The 19,484-nt window shown below is 62.4% G+C and carries 17 protein-coding genes and 2 pseudogenes; 7 read left to right on the forward strand and 12 right to left on the reverse strand.

Translation table 11 applies throughout. From position 1 onward, the window contains the following. The first annotated feature begins 28 nt into the window (after positions 1 to 28). Together VMR39_RS15250 and lpdA are read left to right on the forward strand one after the other, a co-directional pair. Positions 29 to 1,351, forward strand: a complete 1,323-nt coding sequence (locus VMR39_RS15250) for a dihydrolipoamide acetyltransferase family protein (RefSeq protein WP_414712528.1) — start codon at positions 29 to 31, stop codon at positions 1,349 to 1,351. Beyond that, positions 1,348 to 2,733, forward strand: a complete 1,386-nt coding sequence (gene lpdA / locus VMR39_RS15255) for a dihydrolipoyl dehydrogenase (protein WP_325416805.1) — start codon at positions 1,348 to 1,350, stop codon at positions 2,731 to 2,733. Before VMR39_RS15250 ends, lpdA begins: the two co-directional genes overlap by 4 nt. A gap of 55 nt (positions 2,734 to 2,788) precedes the next feature. On the opposite strand, the gene VMR39_RS15260 is transcribed toward lpdA, so the two are convergent. The 3 genes from VMR39_RS15260 to VMR39_RS15270 are packed head-to-tail and all read right to left on the reverse strand — an operon-like array spanning position 2,789 to position 5,884. Further along, positions 2,789 to 3,550 (reverse strand): SDR family NAD(P)-dependent oxidoreductase, encoded by a 762-nt coding sequence (locus VMR39_RS15260; RefSeq protein ID WP_325416806.1) that lies wholly within the window; start codon positions 3,548 to 3,550, stop codon positions 2,789 to 2,791. A gap of 12 nt (positions 3,551 to 3,562) precedes the next feature. Then, positions 3,563 to 4,747 carry an acetyl-CoA C-acyltransferase gene (locus VMR39_RS15265; RefSeq protein ID WP_325416807.1) on the reverse strand — a complete coding sequence of 395 codons (1,185 nt, stop codon included), beginning with the start codon at positions 4,745 to 4,747 and terminating at the stop codon, positions 3,563 to 3,565. 12 nt (positions 4,748 to 4,759) lie between these two features. After that, the gene (locus VMR39_RS15270) at positions 4,760 to 5,884 is read right to left on the reverse strand and encodes an acyl-CoA dehydrogenase family protein (protein WP_414712529.1); all 1,125 of its coding nucleotides are present in this window, start codon (positions 5,882 to 5,884) and stop codon (positions 4,760 to 4,762) included. 129 nt (positions 5,885 to 6,013) lie between these two features. On the opposite strand from VMR39_RS15270, the gene VMR39_RS15275 reads away from it, so the two are divergent. Together VMR39_RS15275 and VMR39_RS15280 are read left to right on the forward strand one after the other, a co-directional pair. Next, positions 6,014 to 7,036 (forward strand): AraC family transcriptional regulator, encoded by a 1,023-nt coding sequence (locus tag VMR39_RS15275; RefSeq protein WP_325416809.1) that lies wholly within the window; start codon positions 6,014 to 6,016, stop codon positions 7,034 to 7,036. A gap of 340 nt (positions 7,037 to 7,376) precedes the next feature. Then, positions 7,377 to 8,543: an MBL fold metallo-hydrolase gene (locus tag VMR39_RS15280; protein ID WP_325416810.1), complete on the forward strand. Its 1,167-nt coding sequence runs from the start codon at positions 7,377 to 7,379 to the stop codon at positions 8,541 to 8,543. Positions 8,544 to 8,590: 47 nt separating this feature from the next. On the opposite strand, the gene rraA is transcribed toward VMR39_RS15280, so the two are convergent. Beyond that, on the reverse strand, positions 8,591 to 9,112 hold the full coding sequence (rraA, locus tag VMR39_RS15285; protein ID WP_325416811.1) for a ribonuclease E activity regulator RraA: 522 nt from the start codon (positions 9,110 to 9,112) through the stop codon (positions 8,591 to 8,593). A 222-nt stretch (positions 9,113 to 9,334) separates the two neighbouring features. Here rraA and VMR39_RS15290 point away from each other — a divergent pair, with 222 nt between their 5' ends. Next, on the forward strand, positions 9,335 to 12,136 hold the full coding sequence (locus tag VMR39_RS15290) for a TonB-dependent receptor (protein ID WP_325416812.1): 2,802 nt from the start codon (positions 9,335 to 9,337) through the stop codon (positions 12,134 to 12,136). Between the two features lie 235 nt (positions 12,137 to 12,371). Here the strand turns inward: VMR39_RS15290 and VMR39_RS15295 are convergent, their stop codons facing one another. Then, positions 12,372 to 12,545: a hypothetical protein gene (locus tag VMR39_RS15295; RefSeq protein ID WP_325416813.1), complete on the reverse strand. Its 174-nt coding sequence runs from the start codon at positions 12,543 to 12,545 to the stop codon at positions 12,372 to 12,374. 348 nt (positions 12,546 to 12,893) lie between these two features. Further along, positions 12,894 to 13,284, reverse strand: a pseudogene (locus VMR39_RS15300) (transposase); the annotation flags it as partial. A 322-nt stretch (positions 13,285 to 13,606) separates the two neighbouring features. Between VMR39_RS15300 and VMR39_RS15305 the strand changes: the two are divergent. Beyond that, positions 13,607 to 14,182 (forward strand): annotated as a pseudogene (locus VMR39_RS15305) (transposase); the annotation flags it as partial. Positions 14,183 to 14,225: 43 nt separating this feature from the next. Here the strand turns inward: VMR39_RS15305 and VMR39_RS15310 are convergent. The 4 genes from VMR39_RS15310 to tnpA form a co-directional block, all read right to left on the reverse strand. Continuing rightward, positions 14,226 to 14,525: a hypothetical protein gene (locus tag VMR39_RS15310; RefSeq protein WP_325416814.1), complete on the reverse strand. Its 300-nt coding sequence runs from the start codon at positions 14,523 to 14,525 to the stop codon at positions 14,226 to 14,228. Then, a complete protein-coding gene (tnpC, locus tag VMR39_RS15315) occupies positions 14,522 to 16,021 on the reverse strand; it encodes an IS66 family transposase (RefSeq protein WP_414712530.1) in 1,500 nt (499 codons plus the stop codon). Before tnpC ends, VMR39_RS15310 begins: the two co-directional genes overlap by 4 nt. A 306-nt stretch (positions 16,022 to 16,327) precedes the next feature. Beyond that, positions 16,328 to 16,699 carry an IS66 family insertion sequence element accessory protein TnpB gene (tnpB, locus tag VMR39_RS15320; RefSeq protein ID WP_325416816.1) on the reverse strand — a complete coding sequence of 124 codons (372 nt, stop codon included), beginning with the start codon at positions 16,697 to 16,699 and terminating at the stop codon, positions 16,328 to 16,330. Beyond that, positions 16,696 to 17,097 carry an IS66-like element accessory protein TnpA gene (tnpA, locus tag VMR39_RS15325; protein ID WP_325416826.1) on the reverse strand — a complete coding sequence of 134 codons (402 nt, stop codon included), beginning with the start codon at positions 17,095 to 17,097 and terminating at the stop codon, positions 16,696 to 16,698. The genes tnpB and tnpA overlap by 4 nt, the downstream gene beginning before the upstream one ends. A 79-nt stretch (positions 17,098 to 17,176) precedes the next feature. Here tnpA and VMR39_RS15330 point away from each other — a divergent pair, with 79 nt between their 5' ends. Then, positions 17,177 to 18,019 (forward strand): IS3 family transposase, encoded by an 843-nt coding sequence (locus VMR39_RS15330; RefSeq protein ID WP_414712527.1) that lies wholly within the window; start codon positions 17,177 to 17,179, stop codon positions 18,017 to 18,019. Between the two features lie 327 nt (positions 18,020 to 18,346). Here the strand turns inward: VMR39_RS15330 and VMR39_RS15335 are convergent, their stop codons facing one another. Together VMR39_RS15335 and VMR39_RS15340 are read right to left on the reverse strand one after the other, a co-directional pair. Then, a complete protein-coding gene (locus VMR39_RS15335) occupies positions 18,347 to 18,742 on the reverse strand; it encodes a nuclear transport factor 2 family protein (RefSeq protein WP_325416817.1) in 396 nt (131 codons plus the stop codon). 82 nt (positions 18,743 to 18,824) lie between these two features. Continuing rightward, positions 18,825 to 19,388, reverse strand: coding sequence for a nuclear transport factor 2 family protein (locus VMR39_RS15340; RefSeq protein WP_325416818.1), 564 nt, complete (start codon positions 19,386 to 19,388; stop codon positions 18,825 to 18,827). Positions 19,389 to 19,484 lie beyond the last annotated feature (96 nt).

Consider the following 19,484-nt stretch of genomic DNA (forward strand, 5'->3'; position numbering starts at 1 on the left):
CGCGATCGCACAATCCCCGGTCGAGCCAATGGAGCAGCCAGAGAGGCTTCCATCAACCGAGGCTGGCCCGATCCTTCCCGTCCGTCTGCCCGACGTGGGCGAGGGCGTGACCGAAGCCGAACTGGTGGAATGGCATGTCAAGGTCGGCGATGACGTCCAGGAGGACCAGTTACTGGCGGCGGTGATGACCGACAAGGCGACGGTCGAGATTCCCTCCCTCTATGCCGGCAAGGTCGTGCAACTGGGCGGCGACATCGGCGCGGTGCTGGCGGTCGGGGCGAACTTGGTCCTCATCGAGACGAAGACAGCTGCCGCACCTCAAGGCATCGAGATGCCAAAGCCGCCGCCGTCCAAGGCCCCGTCACCAGCCGCTCCGCCGCCCGTGCCCCTATCGGCAGCGGACGATGCTGGCAGGCCGCTTCCGGCGCGGGCATCCATCGCACAGTCCGGCGCGCCCCGATCTGAAGGCTCGCCGGTCCTCGCCTCGCCATCGGTGCGCGCCCGGGCGCGGGAGAACGGCATCGACCTGCGCCAGGTCGCCGGCTCGGGACCGGCCGGCCGGATCACGCATGATGATCTGGACGGCATTTTCGCCGCCCCCGCCGGCGCGGGCGTAACCCGGACGTCCAGTTCGCGCGGGCCACGCACCGCCTCGACCCAGATCAAGGTCGTCGGCATGCGCCGCAAGATCGCCGAGCGGATGGCGCTGGCCAACAGCCGCATCCCACACATCACGGTGATCGAGGAAGTGGATGTGACCGCGCTTGAGGAATTGCGCGAACGGCTGAACGCCGGGCGCGGCGACAAACCCAAGCTTACCCTCCTTCCCTTCGTGACCGCCGCCCTGTCTCGCGCCTTTGTCGATCATCCCGAAATGAACGCCCATTTCGATGATGAGGCGGGCGTGGTGACGCGCCACGGGCCCGTTCATCTCGGCATCGCGACGATGACGGACGCGGGCCTCGTCGTTCCGGTTCTGCGCCATGCCGAAGCCTTGAGACTTTGGGAAAGCGCCGCCGAAATCGCGCGCCTGTCTTCCGTCGCCAGGGCGGGAAAAGCGAACCGGGACGAACTGTCGGGTTCCACCTTCACAATTACGTCGTTGGGACCGCTGGGCGCGATCGCGACCACGCCGATTATCAACCATCCCGAAGTCGCCATATTGGGCATCAACAAGATGGCGGTGCGACCGATGTGGGACGGATCGCAATTCCAGCCGCGCAAGATGATGAACATCTCCGCCAGTTTCGACCATCGCGTCATCGACGGATGGGACGCCGCGGTATTTGTCCAGAAAATGAAGTCGCTTCTGGAAACACCGACCCTCATTTTCCTGGATCAGAACGCATGAAGACCCAAAGCTGCGCATTGCTCGTCATCGGCGCAGGCCCGGGCGGCTATGTCTGCGCCACCCGCGCCGGACAACTGGGCATCGACACGATCGTGGTGGAGGCCGAAAGGCCCGGCGGCACCTGCTTGAACGTCGGGTGCATTCCGTCAAAGGCGCTGATCCACGCGGCCGACGAATTCGCGAAGGTGCGCGGCTTTGCCGGGCCGAACGCGCTCGGCATTTCCGTCCCGCCGCCCTCGATCGACATGGCCCGTACCGTCGAATGGAAGGACGGCGTCGTCAAGCGTCTTACCGGCGGCGTATCCAGCCTGCTCAAGAAAGCGGGGGTGCGCTATGTCCAGGGCAAGGCGACGATGGTCGATGGCAAGACGGTCGAGATTGGATCGGGCGATGGCGCGATACGCATCCGTGCCGAACACATCGTGATCGCCAGCGGGTCGAGCCCTGTCGAACTGCCGTTCATGCCCTTTGGCGGGCGGGTCATCAGTTCGACGGAAGCCTTGTCACTCACCCGGCTTCCCGAGACGCTGGCCATCGTGGGCGGTGGCTATATCGGGCTGGAGATCGGGACGGCCATGGCAAAGCTGGGTGTCCAGGTCACTGTCGTCGAGGCGGCAGGCAGCATATTGCCGCAATATGACGCGGAACTGACGCGGCCTGTGAAGGCCCGGCTGGACGCATTGGGCGTCACGCTCCATCTGGCCGCGAAAGCGCGGGGGCTGAGCGCGGACGGCACGGCGCTGGTCGTCGATACGGCCGACGGGACCTTTGAAATCGTCGCGGACCATGTGCTGGTAACTGTCGGCCGCACGCCCAACATCGCCGGGTTCGGCCTCGAAGCGCTTGGTCTGGCGATGGACGGTTCCTTCATCGCGATCGACGATCGCTGCGCGACTTCGATGCGGGATGTCTATGCCATCGGCGATGTCACGGGCGACCCGATGCTCGCCCACAGGGCCATGGCGCAGGGCGCGATGGTCGCCGAGATCGTCGCTGGCGAAAAGCGAGCCTGGGACAAGCGGGTCATTCCGGCCATATGCTTCACCGATCCCGAGATCGTCGTCGTCGGCGCTCTGCCCACGGAGGTGGACGCCAGGAAGGCCAAGACTTCGATCTTTCCCTTCCTGGCCAATGGCAGGGCGCTGTCGATGGAAAGAAGCGACGGTTTCGTCCGCATCCTGTCGGATATCGAGACCGGTCTCATTCTGGGCATCCAGGCGGCGGGCGTGGGCGTGTCGGAGATGGCGGGGCAGTTCGGCCTCGCGATCGAGATGGCCGCCACACTGACCGACATCGCCGACACCATCCATGCCCACCCCACCATGGGCGAGGTCGTCCAGGAAGCGGCACTGAAGGGGCTGGGCAAGGCCTTGCACGCCTGAGGGCGGCGGCGGATGGAGATAGGCCTTCAGGAGGCGGAGCCTGCCGGACGGATGTTTAGCGCGGGGCCATGCGGATTGCGCCGTCGAGGCGGATCACCTCCCCGTTGAGCATCGGGTTGCGGATGATGCTTTCCGCCAGTTGCGCATATTCGGCCGGGCGGCCCAGGCGGCTGGGGTGCGGCACCTGCGCGCCCAGGGCGTCCTGCACATGCTGCGGGAAGGCTTCCATCATCGGCGTCAGGAAGATGCCGGGCGCGATCGTCATGACCCGGATCTTGTGGCTCGCGAGGTCGCGGGCGATCGGCAGGGTCATGCCGACCACCCCGCCCTTGGACGCGGCATAGGCGGCCTGCCCGATCTGCCCGTCATAGGCGGCGACCGAGGCGGTGTTGACGATGACGCCGCGTTCGCCCTCCATCTCCTCCAGGGCGGCCGCGCGGGCGGCGAACTTGGCGATCATGTTGAAGGTGCCGACCAGATTGATCGATATGGTCCGCGCGAAACCGTCCAGCGGATGGGGCGCATGGTCCTTCCCCACCGTCTTCACCGCCGGCGCGACGCCCGCGCAGTTGACGAGAATCCGGGCGACGCCATGCGCCGCCTCCGCCGCATCCAGCCCCGCCGCGACGCTGGCGTCATCGGCGACGTTGACAGCGACATAGACAGCTCCCAGCGCTTCCGCCGTCGCCCGTCCGGCCTCCTCATTCAGGTCGAAGATCGCGACCTTGGCGCCATTTTCCGCAAGCATCGTGGCGGTCGCCTTGCCCAGGCCCGATGCGCCGCCGGTGACGATGGCGGAGAGTCCATTGATGTCCATGTCGCTGTCTCCCTATACCAGTTCGATGGCCATGGCGGTCGCTTCGCCGCCGCCGCTGCAGTGGCTGGCGACGCCGCGCTTGAGGCCTTTTGCCTCGAGCGCGGCGATCAGCGTCGCGAGGATGCGGGCGCCCGACGCGCCGATGGGATGGCCGAGCGCGGTCGCGCCGCCATGGACGTTGAGTTTCTCGTCGGGGATGTTCAATTCCTTGGCGGCGATCATCGCGACGACGGCGAACGCCTCGTTGATTTCGAACAGATCGACGTCCGCGGCCGACCAGCCGGCCTTGTCCAGCAGCTTGCGCATCGCAGGGACTGGCGCGGTCGTGAATTTGGAGGGTTCATGCGCATGGGCGGCGGTCGCTACGACCCGCGCCACGGCTTTCAGCCCCAGCTTTTCCGCGACGCTGGCGCGCGTCATCACCAGCGCCGCCGCGCCGTCCGAAATGGAGGATGCGTTGGCGGCGGTGATCGTACCGTCTTTCGCGAAGGCGGGCTTGAGCGAGGGGATTTTCTCCGGCTTCGCCTTGCTCGGCTGCTCGTCGGTGTCGACGATCATGTCGCAGCCCCGGCCGCTGACCGTCAACGGCGTGATCTCGCGCGCGAACGCGCCACTCTGGATGGCCGCGTTCGCGCGTTCCAGCGACCGGACGGCATAAGCGTCCTGCTGCGCGCGCGTGAACTGATAGTTGCGCACGGCTTCCTCGGCGAACACGCCCATCGCCTTGCCCGGTTCATAGGCGTCTTCCAGCCCGTCCATCATCATCGTGTCGACGATGCGGTCATGGCCGATGCGTGCGCCGCCCCTGTGCTTGGGCAGGGCGTAGGGCGCATTGGTCATGCTTTCCATGCCGCCCGCGATCACGATGTCGGCCGCGCCGCTCGCCAAGGCCTCATGCGCCATGATCGCCGCCTGCATCCCCGATCCGCACATCTTGTTGACGGTGGTCGCCTGCGTATTGAGGCCAAGGCCCGCGCCGATCGCCGCCTGACGCGCCGGCGCCTGGCCTAGCCCCGCGGCCAGGACGCAGCCCATATAGATGCGGTCGACGGCGTCGGCGGCCACGCCCGCGCGCTCGACCGCCGCCTTCACCGCCGCCGCGCCAAGATCGGTGGCTTTCAGTGGCGACAGCACGCCCTGGAACCCGCCCATCGGCGTGCGGGCATAGCTGGCGATGATGATCGGATCGTCGGTCATGAACATGCTCCTTCAAAGACTGCGCGCGATGACCATGCGCTGGATGTCGGACGTGCCTTCGTAAATCTGGCAGACGCGCACGTCGCGGTAGATTTTGGCGACGCCATATTCCTCCAGATAGCCATAGCCGCCAAGCGTCTGGATCGCGCCGGAAACGATTGCCTCAGCGCTTTCGGAGGCGAACAGCTTAGCCATGGACGCCTGCGCCAGCGCTGCTTGTCCCGCATCCTTGAGCGCGGCGGCCGAAAGCACCAGTTGCCGCGCCGCCTCCAGCCGGGTGGCGAGGTCGGCGAGCCGAAAGCCGACCGCCTGATGTTCGATGATCGCCTTGCCCATCGAGCGACGGTCCCTGGCATAGGCGACCGCGATCTCCAGCGCCGCCTGCGCCATGCCCACGCATTGCGCCGCGATGCCGATGCGCCCGGCCTCCAGATTGGCGAGCGCGATGCGGTATCCCTGTCCCGGCGCGCCGATCAGCAGATCATCCTCGACGAACAGGTCGTCGAACCGCAAGGCGCAGGTGTCGGACGCGCCCTGCCCCATCTTGTGCTCGACCTTGTCGACGCCATAGCCGGGGCGGTCGGTGGGCACGAGGAAGGCGGATAGCCCTTTCTTGCCGGCATCGGGGTCCGTCACGGCGATGACCATGGCGAGGCCGGCGATCCGACCCGAGGTGATGAACTGCTTCGATCCGTTGAGACGCCAGCCGCCCTCCACCTTGTCCGCGCGGGTGCGGACCGCCGCCGCGTCGGAGCCCGCGTCGGCTTCGGTCAGGGCGAAGGCCCCGATCATGCGGCCCGCGATCAGGTCCGGCAGGAAGCGCGCCTGCTGCGCCGCGCTGCCATCCTTGAGCAGGCCGCCCACCATGATGCTGTTCTGGATCGACACGATCGTGGAGAGCGCGCCATCGGCGGCGGCGATCTCGATCAACGCCAGCGCGTAGGAGACATAGTCGGTCGCCGCCCCGCCAAAGGCTTCGGGCGCGGTCATGCCCATGAGGCCCAGGCCCGCCACTTCGCGGAACAGGCCATCGGGGAAACCGCCCGCCGCTTCGAAGCCGCGGCTCTGCGGCGCGATCCTTTCCCGGGCGAATGCGCGCACCGAATCCCGGATCGCACATTGGGTGTCGGTCAGCATCATGTCATCCATCCCCATAGTCAAATGCGGTCGTTCGTTGCGGCCGTCCTACAGCGTGCGTCTATTGCATTCAGTGCCGAACCGGATCAAATCTGCCGATCGATCTTGCCACTCCAGGACAGCCCGCCGATGAACCGCAGTCTTGCCTCCGGGGTCTTTGCCGACGACATCCTGTCCTGCCTACGGAAAGCGGGACATGCGCCATCGTCCATCATGCCGTCATCGCCCGACGCCCCGACCCCTCTGCTCGTGCCCGCGACGGAGCTTGCCGCGCTGTGGCGCGCCGCGGCGACCATGATGGACGATGAATTTCTGGGGCTGGGCGCACGGCCCATGCCGTCGGGCAGCTTCGCGCTGCTTTGCCATTGCGTGGTGCATGCCGGCACCCTGCGTCGCGCGCTTCCCAGAGCCTTGCAGTTTCTCAACATCCTGTTGGGCGATCCGTCGGCGACCCTGACCGTGGAATCGGGCGTTGCCAGCGTCACGCTGACCGATGCCGGGACCGATACCCGCCCCTTCGCCCACAGAATGTACTGGATCATCCTGCACGGGCTCGCCTGCTGGCTGGTCGGCCGGCAGATCCCGATATCGGCGATTGCGTCGAAGGACCCCGAACCGCCCGAAACCAGCCCCTACCGCGAATTTTTCGGCGTTGCGGTGCGCTATGGCCAGCCCTGTCATGCGCTGGCGGTCGACAGGGCGTTCCTGAACCTGCCGATCCGGCGCAGCGCCGCCGCGCTCAACCTGTTCCTGCGCGACGCGCCCAGCAACATCATCGTGCGCTACCGGCCCAATAGCGACCTGGCGACGAAGATCCGAGCCGACCTGAACCGGATCGATCCAGTCGCCTGGCCTGGATCGGCGGAGATCGCATCGCTGATGAACATGTCGAGCGCGACCATGCGTCGCCAGTTGAAGGCGGAAGGCGCGACCATCAGCGAGATCAAGGACGGCATCCGCAAGCAACGCGCCATCGATGCGCTGGAACAGGGACGATGCACGATCGCCGATCTTGCGGCCAGCCTGGGCTTCGAGGAACCCAGCGCCTTCTACCGCGCGTTCCGCAAATGGACCGGGCGCAGTCCACGGCAGTTCACCAGCACGAAAGAAGGGCGCTTGCGGGCCAAACCGCCACACCACCGCCCGCCGTAACGGATGCGCCCGACCAAGAACAGGGCCCGCACGAACCCTGCCCTCGCGAACGACGAATTGTCTCTTTTGTCTGCCGCTGCATCCTGCTTCCCAAACGCATGCGGCATATATTGCATCGCTAGCTGAGAGAGGATCGCCGATATGTGCGAACGGCCCAGGATTGCGGCTGTAGCGGACATCGTGACGCTTGCCGTTCCCGGCCTGAAATGCGGCGCTTCGCTGTGTCGCCCTTCTTCACCGTAAGAGGGGTTGCTTCGATAGATCAAGCGATAGTCGAGAGGATGCCATGAGCCGGAATTCACAATCCCCTTTGCGCAGGATGACGTCAGGCATATGGACCTTGGCATTCGCCTTGCTTGCCGCGCCAGCCGGATCGCAGTCCCCGCGCGCCGAGCCGCCATTTGGCGGACCGATCAAGCCAGACCGTCCGCTTGCGCAGGCATATGACAAGGCGGCAAGGGCGCTTGCCGACGTCGACGACAATCCCGTCATCCACTGGGCATATCGCGTCTGGTGCGAAACCGGCTATCGCACGACCCGCGAAGCCGGTCCGGGGCAGATCATCGACCGCCCCCGCGATCTCGCGACCGACCTCATAAGCCCCAAGGGATTCCTCGATCCGGCAGACGGGCGGCCGATGCCGGCCGGAGGCGTGCGCTTCATGGACAATGCTTGGTATTTCGGCACGGATGTGACCGGTATGGTCGTCGTTCGCACGCCGGACGGACTGGTGATGTTCGACAGCCTGACGACGCCGGACGATATGCAAGGTCAGCTATTGGACCAGATGGCCAAAGCCGGGCTTGATCCGCGCGAGGTCAAATATATCTTCATGGGACATTGGCATCCCGACCATATCGGCGGCGCCAACCTCATACGAACGAAATTCGCGCCGTTGGCCAAGTTCGTGATGGGCGGTCCGGATGCCGATATGGTAATGAAGATACGTGCCGGCGTTAAAAACGGGCAAGCCATGCGCTTCGGGCCGCCGATCGAGGCAAGGACGCCCGCCCAGATCGAAGCACGCAAGCAGAAGTGGCTGCTCGCGATCCCCGACCGGATCGACATACGGATTGGGGCCTATCCCGGATCGCTCAATGGAGCGCAGCGCATCAGGGTCGGCCCGAAAACGGAGGTTTTCGCAATGCTGACACCGGGCCATACCGATGGCCAGATGACGATGATAGTGCCGGTCGTCCATGGCGGCAGCACGCACAAGCTGCTGGTCTGGAGCGGTAACGATCGCATCGAGCGGGCGGCCGACTACGCTATCTCCTCCGACTTCGTCGCCGCTATGGCGTTGCGGGAGGGGGCAGATGCGTTCATCAATACGCACGCCTATCAGGGTGCAGTTTTTTCGCATCTGCGGCGGCTGAAGGCGGACCCGCAGGCGCCCAATCCATTGCTGATGGGGGTCGAGGGTGTGCAGCGCTATGCCGGTGTGTTTGCTGCTTGTCAGCGCGCGGAGGCGCAGCGCCTCAAGGATGGCACCTGGAAGGCTTTGTAATCGCCAAAGCATCGCCCTTATGCTCTTGTCTGTCCAAGCATGCGAGTTCAACGAGCATCCCTGCAAGCTGAACTGGCAAGGAGCGGCAGCGCCGACACCAGAATTGCGTCCTGATCGGCATATATCCAGCCCCCTTCAGCCACGGCCACGCCCCCGACCGTGATCGTTTCGCCGCACCGGTGTACAGCAGTGCGCGCGAAGCTGCGCATCGCGGTCGTGCGCAGCGCAAGCACAGCTATGTCGATCCGCGCCAGAGCCTCGCAATCCCGCACCGCGCCATGAACAATCACGCCTGCCCAATCATTGGCACATGCAAGAGATGCGAGCCGATCCCCGATCATCGCGATGGCCACCTCACCCTCACAATCAATGAACAATATCCGCCCATGCCCCTGCTTTTCGAGGATGCCGCGCACTGCGTCATGATCGTCCGCGGTGGCAAGAGTCACAGTTTGACCACTAAATCGACTGATGCCGCCGTAGGATCGAAATTCGACCGGGATCATCTTCACCGTTTCATGATGGATGTCCCACAGATCGGCCGTCGTAAATTCACATGATGTCGTCATTCAGCCTCCATCCAGGAAGAACAGTCGCCAAGCGCCCCCGCTGTCAAATAGCATCGACTGCAGATCACAATGATCGTCAGCGGCGATGGCTCATGTCGTGGATCAGAAATTGCTATGGCTCGCCGGGAGGCCGAAACCTTGGTCTGGATAGACCCGGGTCCGCCATCGAAAAACCAGGGGAAACGAGCCCATCAAAAAAAATGGGCCGTAGGGAGAGGCATGATGAGGAAACTCGCACGTCGTTCAATCGGCCTGACAACAGGCGTCGCACTGGCCACGCTATCCTGCGCGCTCGTTTCACCAGCGGCCGCGCAGACCGGTCCCGACCAGTTCAACCCGCAAGCGACGGCAACCGAGGCAACCGTCCAGGACATTGTCGTGACGGGATCGCGGATCAAGCGCGACGGCTACAGCGCACCGACCCCGGAAACGGTCGTCACGACCGCCAATATTGAGGCGGCGGCGCGTCCCAATGTGGCGGATTATCTCAACACTTTGCCCCAGCTCGCGGCCGGCAGCACTCCCCGCACGGCGACGGTGAACATATCAAGCGGGTCGGCCGGTTCCAACTTCCTCAATCTTCGTGGCCTGGGGCCGACCCGAACCCTGGTTCTGCTTGATGGCCGCCGGGTCGTCGGCGCAACCGACGCAGGCCTTGTCGATGCCAACACCCTTCCGTCGGCCCTCATTTCACGCGTCGACATCGTGACCGGCGGCGCTTCGGCGGCCTACGGCTCGGACGCGGTGGCGGGCGTTGTGAACTTCGTTCTAGACACGGCCTTCAAAGGGGTGAAGCTCGGCTTGCAGAGCGGCATCTCGACCTATGGTGACGCATTCCGCTGGCGCGCGGACGGCGCGTTCGGAACCGATTTCGCCGACCAACGCGGGCATTTCATCATCAGCGCAACCTATGCCGATGCGCGCGGGCAGCAGGCTGCAGCAGACAGGCCCTGGTATAGCGGGCGCAAGATCATCGGCAATCCGGCCTTCGCGCCCGATAATGGCCAGCCCAGCCTGATCAACGTCGAAAATGTCAATATCGGCAATTCGGCGCCTGGTGGCCTTATCACGACTGGCATATTGCGTGGAACGGAATTCATCAATGGCGGCGCAACCAGACGGCATATTTTCGGCGTCGCATCGGGCATGTATTCGATCGGTGGAGACAGAAACGACCTTGGCTTCCAGATACCGCTGGAAGTCCCCGTCGAACAATATAATGGTTTCGCTCGCGCGAGTTTCGAGGTCAGCGACGCCTTCAAGCTGTTTGCCGAAGCGATTTACGCCAGATCGAGAGCCACTCCCGATTCCATTCCCAATTTCTATTTCGGCAATCTTACGATCCAGCGCGACAATGCCTTCCTGCCGGACGACCTGCGCGCGCGCATGACAGCGGCCGGGCAGACGAATTTCACCTTCGGATCGACGTTCGACGACATCGGCCGCATGCGCCCGCTCAACGTCCGTGAGTTGCAGCGCTATGCGATCGGCGCGGAAGGCAATCTGGGCGGTTCGTGGCGCTACGACCTCTATGGAACCTACGGTCGCAGCAACATCAGCGTCGATGTCCGGCACGATTCCATCCCCGCCAATCTGCGCCGCGCGATCGACGCCGTGCGCAACGGCAGCAATCAGATCATATGCCGCGTCAACCAGGTGACTGTCACCGACCCCTCCTGCGTACCGTTCAACCCCTTCGGCATCGGGGTCAATACCCCGGCGGCTCTTAACTACGTCTCGGGTACCTCCTCGTTGAGGCAGCGGATCGAGCAGAAGGTTGTCGCCGGCACGGTCCAGGGAGAACCTTTTTCGACCTGGGCAGGACCAGTCTCGCTCGCGATCGGCGGCGAATATCGCGAAGAAAGCGTGTCCAGCACGGTCGACGCCGGGTCCCAGTCGAGCATCTATCTCACCGGCAATTACAAGCCGACGCGCGGCAGTTACGACGTTTATGAAGGCTTTGCGGAAGTGATCGTGCCGCTGGCCAAGGACATGCCCTTCCTGAACAAATTGGATTTCAACGGAGCGCTACGTAAGACGCATTACAGCACCAGCGGCAGTGTTACGACCTGGAAAGCTGGCCTCACCTGGGAGCCGATTCCCGACATCCGGTTCCGTGGCACCCGCTCACGAGACATCCGCGCCGGCAATCTGAGCGAACTATTTCAGGCCGGCATAACATCCGCCGGACAGACTGTCGTTGATCGCACCACCGGCGCGCAGACGGGGGGCATAACCGCAATCACCGTGGGCAACCCCAATCTGCAGCCCGAACGGGCGGACAGTCTGACGCTGGGCGTCGTGTTGCAACCGCGCTTCTTGCCTAGCTTCAATCTGTCCTTCGATTATTTCAATATCAAGATTCGTGATGCCATCCAGACACTGACGGCGCAGCAAGTGGTTGACCGATGTGTGGCAGGCAATACCGGCCTGTGCGCGGAAATCACGCGGAACGCTGCCGGCACCATCACTCAGATATTCCGGCGCCCGGTCAATCTGGCCGTGGAGCGGGAGAAAGGCTTCGATATCGAAGTCAGCTACCGTACTGATCTCACCGCGATCAGCGAAAGCTGGAATGCTTCATTGACCCTGCGCAGCCTGATAACCCACATCGACACGCGCAGCACGTTCGACGGGGTGCTGCTCGACGAGGCGGCCGGAGAGAATTCGGGCAGCGTCCCCAAATGGCGTATCGTTAACACGGTCAACTATCAGCAGGGCGCTTTTACAGGTTATCTGTCGACCCGCAGCGTATCGTCAGGGGTCTATGATCATCTGTTCACCAGCGCCACGCTGGCGAATAATCGCATCCCCGGCGCCACCTATCTAGACATAGGTGTGACCGTAAAGGTTCCGGGGATGGGCGGCACGACCGAATTCTTCATCAATGCCGACAATGTCCTCAATACCGACCCCGTGCCGGTGGCCGGCCAGAACCAGCAGTTCCTCACCCCCGGCGTAAACGCGGCACTGTATGACGTGCTCGGCCGTGAATTCAAGGTCGGGTTCCGCGCCCGGTTTTGATGCTCGCAAGCATGCGCCGCTATAGATGTTCTGAAATCGTCGTCTCTCGACCGAATCGGCGGGACACAGCGCGATCGATATCGTCATCTTTTAGGGTTGAGGCAGGCTATCCGATGCAATTTTGGCACCCGCGAGCGCTGCCACGTAAGTGCTATCGTTACGCCGTTCGGGTGATTCCGCCGTGTGACGTCAGTCGTGGCCACCCGATTGGAAGGCATGAGAGTATCCGTGATGGTTAAGTGCGATCTTGTGTCCCAAGGCGATCGGCTTTGAGCGGAGCATTTGCGGTGACGACGAGCATTCGCATGACGGCGGTGATGGCGATCTTGGCCAGCTTTCCGGATGCGACGAGCTGGTGGTATTTGGCCTTCAGGTCCGGATTGAAGCGGGCGGCGGCTAGGGCCGACATATAGAGTGCTTGGCGAACGTTGGCCCTGCCGCCGCGGATGAAGCTATTTCCCTTCCACTGGCCGGACTGTCGCGCGACGGAGGCAAGGCCGGCGAGCGAGCGGGCTGCTTATTATCGAGCGATCCGAGTTCTGGCATGGTGGCGATTCTCATCTTGATTGGGGTCTTCCGCACATTTGGTGCAGGTGGGACGAGTGGGACTGTTCCATTCGCCGACCGATTTTAAGCGGCGATCAGAACGCGCTGGCGCAAGAGCGGGAGGCCCGCGCGACCGTACATCTGTCTCTTGATAGCTTTGACTCTGATAAATTGGCCTTCGACCGGGCTGGTCGTCCAGCGAGTTGTAATCGCCGTAAAGATCGTGCAGATGCCTGGTGATCTCGCGGGTGCTCATGACGCGCGCGTACATCGACACGATCTTGTCATCGAAGCCAGGAAAGCGGCGTTGATACTTGGTGATCAACTGCGGGTCGAAGCTCGACTGGCGGTCGCGCGGCACGTCGATCGCCAACTTGCCGGTGTCGGTCATCAACCGTCTTCCGACCGTAGCCGTTGCGCATGTTGGCGGCGCCGTCTTCGGCAGCGAAGTGGTGATCCATCTCCGCATTCAGGGCACGCTCTGTCAGCGCCTTCTTCAGCGAATCGATCAGACCGCCCTCCTCGAAGGCGGCGCTGGCAGCGCCCGCCAAAAGCTGATCGAGAAGCTCATTCGGTATGGCAGGCTCTTTGCGTCGAGACATAGTGGGACTCCCTTTTTACCCATTATGCCCGCCCGCACACGGAAATCCTGGCACTCCCCGCATCAACGTCCCCGGGCCATACCATTGGCAAAGCTGGCAAGTTCGCTGCTGGCAGCCTGTTCAAGCCATGTACTGAGATTGGAGGGTTCTGCGCCGCCAAGCAATGAGACGAACCGCTTCGCCAGATCGGTCGCAGTGCGAAGCTCCGGAACCTAACCCGGAAAATTCACGCGTGTTGGCGGATGTAGCGTAACATTCTGATTTAACGTATGATTTAGATGCCTAGTCAGATCAACGTCATTTCAGGAAAGCCACACCCGCCATGGATGGTTCTACTCTGCCGCTGCCCGGTTTGTCACCCGTTTCTGGCAAGCGGATTGACGCCAGATTCGATGGCGGTCTGCTCTCCTCGGACGGCGGTATTTTGCTATTGCGCGAGGTTGAGCAGCGCCTTGGGGTAGCCGATCGCATAGCTGCCTGCATCAACGATCCCCGTGCGCCGGATCATATCACGCACTCCCTTGTCGACATTATCCGGTTCCGACTGATGATGATCGCGGCGGGCTATGAAGACGGCAATGACGCCTCCAGCCTGCGCATCGACCCGGTCTTCAAGATGGCGCTCGACCTCACTCCATCTGACCGTGCACTTTGCTCGCAGCCGACAATCTCACGACTGGAAAACCTGCCCGACACGCGTGCGCTCCTGCGCATGGGCCGAGCGATGGTTGATCTGTACTGCGAGAGTTTCCGCACCGTGCCCAGACGCATTGTCCTCGACATCGATGACACCTTCGATGCCGTGCACGGCGGCCAGCAGTTGCGATTGTTCAATGCCCATCATGACGAATATGGATTCCAGCCCATCGCCCTGTTCGTATCCGCTGTTTTCTCCCCACCTTGCGCGGCGAAGCGATGACCGCGGCGGCACACGTCGGTGATCAGTCAATCGATGATTTCCGGCGGGGGCATCCCAGCGTCGGAATTTTCCGGACGCCGTATGGTCGGCGGTTGGGATGGTCAGCCGGTTTCCAGCCATGATATTGTTCAAGTTCGAATTCGAGATGCTCGATGCCGTAATCAGTGAATGCCGGGATCTCGCGATCGATGTCGTAGATCCACATGCAGCCATGCTCCGAAAACATGTCGATCGAGATCTCGTGGAGAAGATCTTCATTTACCCCGAGCCGCGCGGCCACCTGGGCGATGGTGAACGCCGCGCTGGGCGGCTGCGATCTCACGCCGCCAACGCCACCGGTCGACGCTCGATTTTGCGGAAGTTCCACGGCATGAGCGATTCAAGGTCAGTGGCGGGATGACCGTTGGCGAGCTTCGAGAACGTGTCGGTAAGCCAGGCGAGCGGATCGACGTCAGAAAGCTTGCACGTCTCGAGCATGCTCGCGATCACCGCCCAATGATGGGCGCCGAGATCGGACCCTGCGAAGAGACTATTTTTTCTCGACAGCGCAATCGGGCGGATACTTCTCTCGACGCAATTGGTGTCCAACTCGACACGGCCGTCGGCGAGACAATAGGTCAACCCGTCCCAGTTGTTGAGCGCGTAGCGGATCGCCTCGGCCATCTTGCTCTTGGCGCTGAATCGCGGAAGCTTCCCGACCAAATATGCGTGGAGATCCTCGAACAGCGGCTTGAGGTAGAGTTGCCGACCATCGACCCGTGCTTCAGGCGATTTGCCACGCCAGCCGGCCTCCAGCTTGTAGATGAGCGTGAAGCGGCGCAGCACCTCCGCCGCGACGGGTTCCTTCTCACGGTGGTCGTAGAACTTGCGCCGCGCATGGCTGAGGCAAAGCGCAAGCTTGATGCCGTTGCGACGGGCGATCTCGTTATAGCCGGCATAGCCGTCCACCTGCAGCACGCCTGTGAACGTGCCGAGATGATCGACCGGATGCTCGCTGCCGCGGCCGGTGGCGTAAATGTATACCACCGCGGGCGCCGCAGTGCCGCCCCACGCGCGATCATCTCGGGCATAGGCCCACAGTTGCCCCGTTCGGGTTTTGCCGGTTCTGGGTGCCAGGACCGGCATCCGGGTCTCGTCGGCAAACAGCTTCTCGGAACTTCGCAGATGCCCAAGAAGGTGTCGGTGAAGCGGTTCGAGCCACCATGCAGCGCGCCCGATCCAATCGGAGAAGGTCGATCGGTCGAGATCGAGGCCATATCGCGCATAGATCTGCGCCTGGCGGTAGAGCGGTGTGTGATCGGCGAAGCGCGAGACGAGCACCTGGGCGACCAGCGCGTCGGTAGGCAGGCCCTGATCGACAATGAAACTCGGCGCCGGCGCCTGAATGACGCCAGCCTCGTCGCAACCGCGGCAGCCATAACGTGGGCGGCGCGTGCGGAGCACGCGGAATATGGTTGGCACGACGTCGAGACGCTCGGTCACGTCTTCGTCGATAACGTGCAGATCGTGACCGCAGCACGTGCAGTGCTTGTCGTCGATATCGATCAACTGCTCGACGCGCTCGAGATGAGCGGGCAATGCGCCACGGTTGGTGCGGCGGCGTTGCTTCTCCCTGGTCTTGCCGTCGAGCTTGTCGATCAGCGCTTCCAGCCCCGCCTCGGCGTGCGAGAGCGCTGCCTCGAGCTCTTCGAGCACGAGCTGATACTGGTCGGGATCGAGACGCTCGGCGCTCTGGCCGAAACGGTGACGCTTGAACGCGTCGAGGATGTCAGTGAGGCGCTTCACCTCATGCAACGCGGCGGCCAGCTCATTGTCCATGTTGGCGAGCCTCTCGGCGGCACCGGCAAGCCGTCTGGCGGCATCTGCCTCGACCATCTTGGCGGCGGCGAACGCTATCCGCTCGCGCGCTTCAGCCTCGGCAATCCGGTGTTCGGCGGCCTCTTGTTCAGCCTGCAGCACCGCCAACTCGCGATCGCGTTCGACCATCTGCGCGGTCAGTGTCGCGATCAGCGCCTGAGCGCTGGCAAGGTCAGTGGGAAGGGCCGTCACGGGATCCACGAACGGCATCGAATCACATGCGTAACGACCCGTCCAGCAGGTCGAAATCGGGCTGGCGCGATCGGCTCACGCACTGGCGCAAGCCTCGACTTTAGGCCCGATCACACGGCGTGGAGCACGGTGTCGGCGCCAGTCCATTCCGGACACCAGCGCCGCCATCTGGGCGGCCGTGATCCGGAAAACGCCGTCGCTCGGCTGCGGCCAGGCGAACCCCTGCTCGGACTCGGCGCGCTTGGTCATCAACCACACACCGGTCCCGTCAGCCCACAAAATCTTAAGCCGATCCTTCCGCTTCGAGCGAAATACAAAAACGACCCCGGCCCATGGACTCATGTGCAACTCGTGCTGGACCTTGGCGACCAGCGTGTCGATCCCGCAGCGGAAATCGACCGGCCTGGTGTAGATCAGCACCTTGGCATCGCTACCGGGTCCGATCATCGTGCCGCCTTGAGCGCAGCGATCACCGAAGCGACCACCATGGGGTTGGCGCCGTGCGCGACCATCACCGGGACGTCGCGCACGCGCATCGCCACCTGCACCATCGTGTCGGGCAGCAGGCGACCATCGTTGCGTTCCAGCTCCAGGAGCTGCGCTGGGGCGGGCACCGGCTCGATCAACGCCGGCAAAAACACCGGCGCCTCCGCGTCGTCCACGTCCTCTAGTTCGCGCAGCTCGCGCCGCCAGCCGTATATCTGCGCTGGTATGACACCAAAGCAGCTGGCCACCTCCGCCACGCTGCACTCGGGATCGAGCGACAACTCCACGATCGCGCGCTTCTCGTCCGTCGACCAGCGCCGTCGGCGCCCTCCCTGCGGACAACAGCCCTCGTCGATCACCTGCTCCAATGACATCCCGTCCACTCCACCTTGGGGTCTGAGGGGCGGGACAATCAAAGCTCATGGCGACCTCCACAAGGTGGGGAGAAAACAGCGGATACGCCTGCTGTCGATAAGCAGGTCGTCTTTCTATTATGCGCCTGTGCCCGAGACCGGGGAGACGCTGGCGCTGATGCAGGTGATCGATACCGCGTTCCTCGACATGCCCTGGTATGGCAGCCGTCAGATGGCCCGCCATCTGCGCCGTATCGGGCGTGATGTTGGGCGTCGGCGTGTGCGGCGGCTGATGAGCAGGATGGGGCTATCGCCCATTTACCAGCGGCCTCGGACGAGCGACCCGAACCCTCAGCACCGGGTCTATCCCTATCTGCTGCGCAAGCTGGTGATCGATCGGCCGAACCAGGTCTGGTGCGCGGATATAACCTACATCCCGATGCGGCGTGGCTTCCTCTATCTGGTGGCGATCATGGACTGGGCGACGCGCAAGGTGCTGGCCTGGCGGCTGTCGAACACCATGGATGCCGGCTTCTGTGTTGCGGCACTGGAGGAAGCGCTGTCGCGCTTCGGCAAGCCAGAGATCTTCAACACGGATCAGGGCAGCCAGTTCACTTCGCTGGCTTTCACCAGCGTGTTGCGGGATGCCGAGGTGCGGATCAGCATGGACGGACGCGGGCGCTGGATGGACAATGTCTTCATCGAGCGCCTGTGGCGCTCCCTCAAATATGAATGCGTCTATCTGCACGCCTTCGAGACCGGATCGGAGTTGCGCACTGGCCTTGGCCGCTGGATCACCTATTACAACACGCAGCGACCGCACTCGGGACTGGCAGGGCGAACCCCGGCAGAGGCCTATGGGCAGATCGACGCTTCAGATCATGGGGGGCATGCCCCCCATGATCTGGTGACCAAACTGGCGGCATAATCACACCCGGGATTAGCTTAACTTCGCCGCCAAACTGTCCAAGAAGGCGGCACCACCTCAGATGTCACCTGCATCGCAAGGTTCACATAGCTCAAGGGCACGCATCTGGGTCATCCCGGCACCTGCCAAGTCTCGCCCAAATACAGCGGCAGATGAAACCACAAGCGGCCCAATATGACGAACGCCACCATCATCGCAAACGCTAGGTGGTCAAAGCCGTGTTCTGTCGGCTCAAGGATTTCGTCGCATACCAAACCGATAGGGCAAACTCGCACGCAGTTTATCAGTCCGCGCCGTCGCATTCTGCGCTATGATGGAATAAGAGTCCTAATCAACCAGAATATTCAATGCTTCGGTAGACAGAAACTCACGCATCTCAATGATCTTATCATCCTTTATCTTGTACAGAAATGCATAGTCGTTTTCGTAAACCTTGCCATTTTTCAAAGGGCAATGCGAATGAGCTTCGACCACAACGCGATCACCTTCGGCAATCATATCGTCAATGTAGAGGTTGACACTCTCGATACGATCGAAAAGACTTCCGAATCCCTCCAACATCTGCTCTCTATTGCGCGTGCCCGAAGCTGGGGAGGTCGGTACACCCCAGAAGGTGAAATCCTCATGAAGAATTTCGCTCCATACGGCCACGCGATTTTCGGTCATGCCATCGTCTAGATATCTTTTGACGAGACCCTTGTTGAATTCCAGCCTATCGGACATCTTGTTCTCCAGAAGACATTGAGTTGCGTTTCGTGCGACTTGCGGTATTCGGTTGGAATGGAACGGCCCATTGGGTCGCTCTTTACGGCCTCTCTACCGTATCATGATGGGAAGGGCGCGGCGTCGGGGGGCTTTCGAACCAGTCCTTGTAGATCGGGTCATTGGGATAACGGTCTCCCCAATTCGACATGTAGGGCACGCCCGATATGTCCCAACCTGTCGAGTACTTTCTGACGTCGCACCAGTCCCAGATGCAGGTGCGCCGCAGCACCCGCCACTCACCTTCACGCTTCTCGCACAGATCACGATAGCGGCCGCCATGGGTCATGGTGACGTCCGGATTCTTGAATACTGCCACGCACAGGAAACTGCTTTCACGTTTTGCACGGCTTCCGTCAATTTCGCACAGGACGTTGCTGCAGTGATGATTGCAGCTGTACAAATTGTCTCTGTAGGCTTCAATCGCGTCGGCCCATTGTTGCCCGGGCCCCATATAGCCACCATGGTCATCGTGGGAATCGGGCCAGTATGTTGCCCTGACCCCTTCGATGTCCATCCGGTCCGCCGCACGGCAGTACAGCATCAGATTGTCCTGCAGAAGCTTCTCGTCATATAGCTGCTCCAGTTGAGCTTCGATCAACGGCATGTCCTTCTCCCAATTCGATAGAGTTCATGTTGAGGCATTGCTTGGGGAGGAATCCGCACTGATGACCCGCACCCCATGACCGACAATTATTTCACG

It is taken from the genome of Sphingobium sp. (assembly GCF_035511395.1).
Taxonomy (GTDB): Bacteria; Pseudomonadota; Alphaproteobacteria; order Sphingomonadales; family Sphingomonadaceae; genus Sphingobium.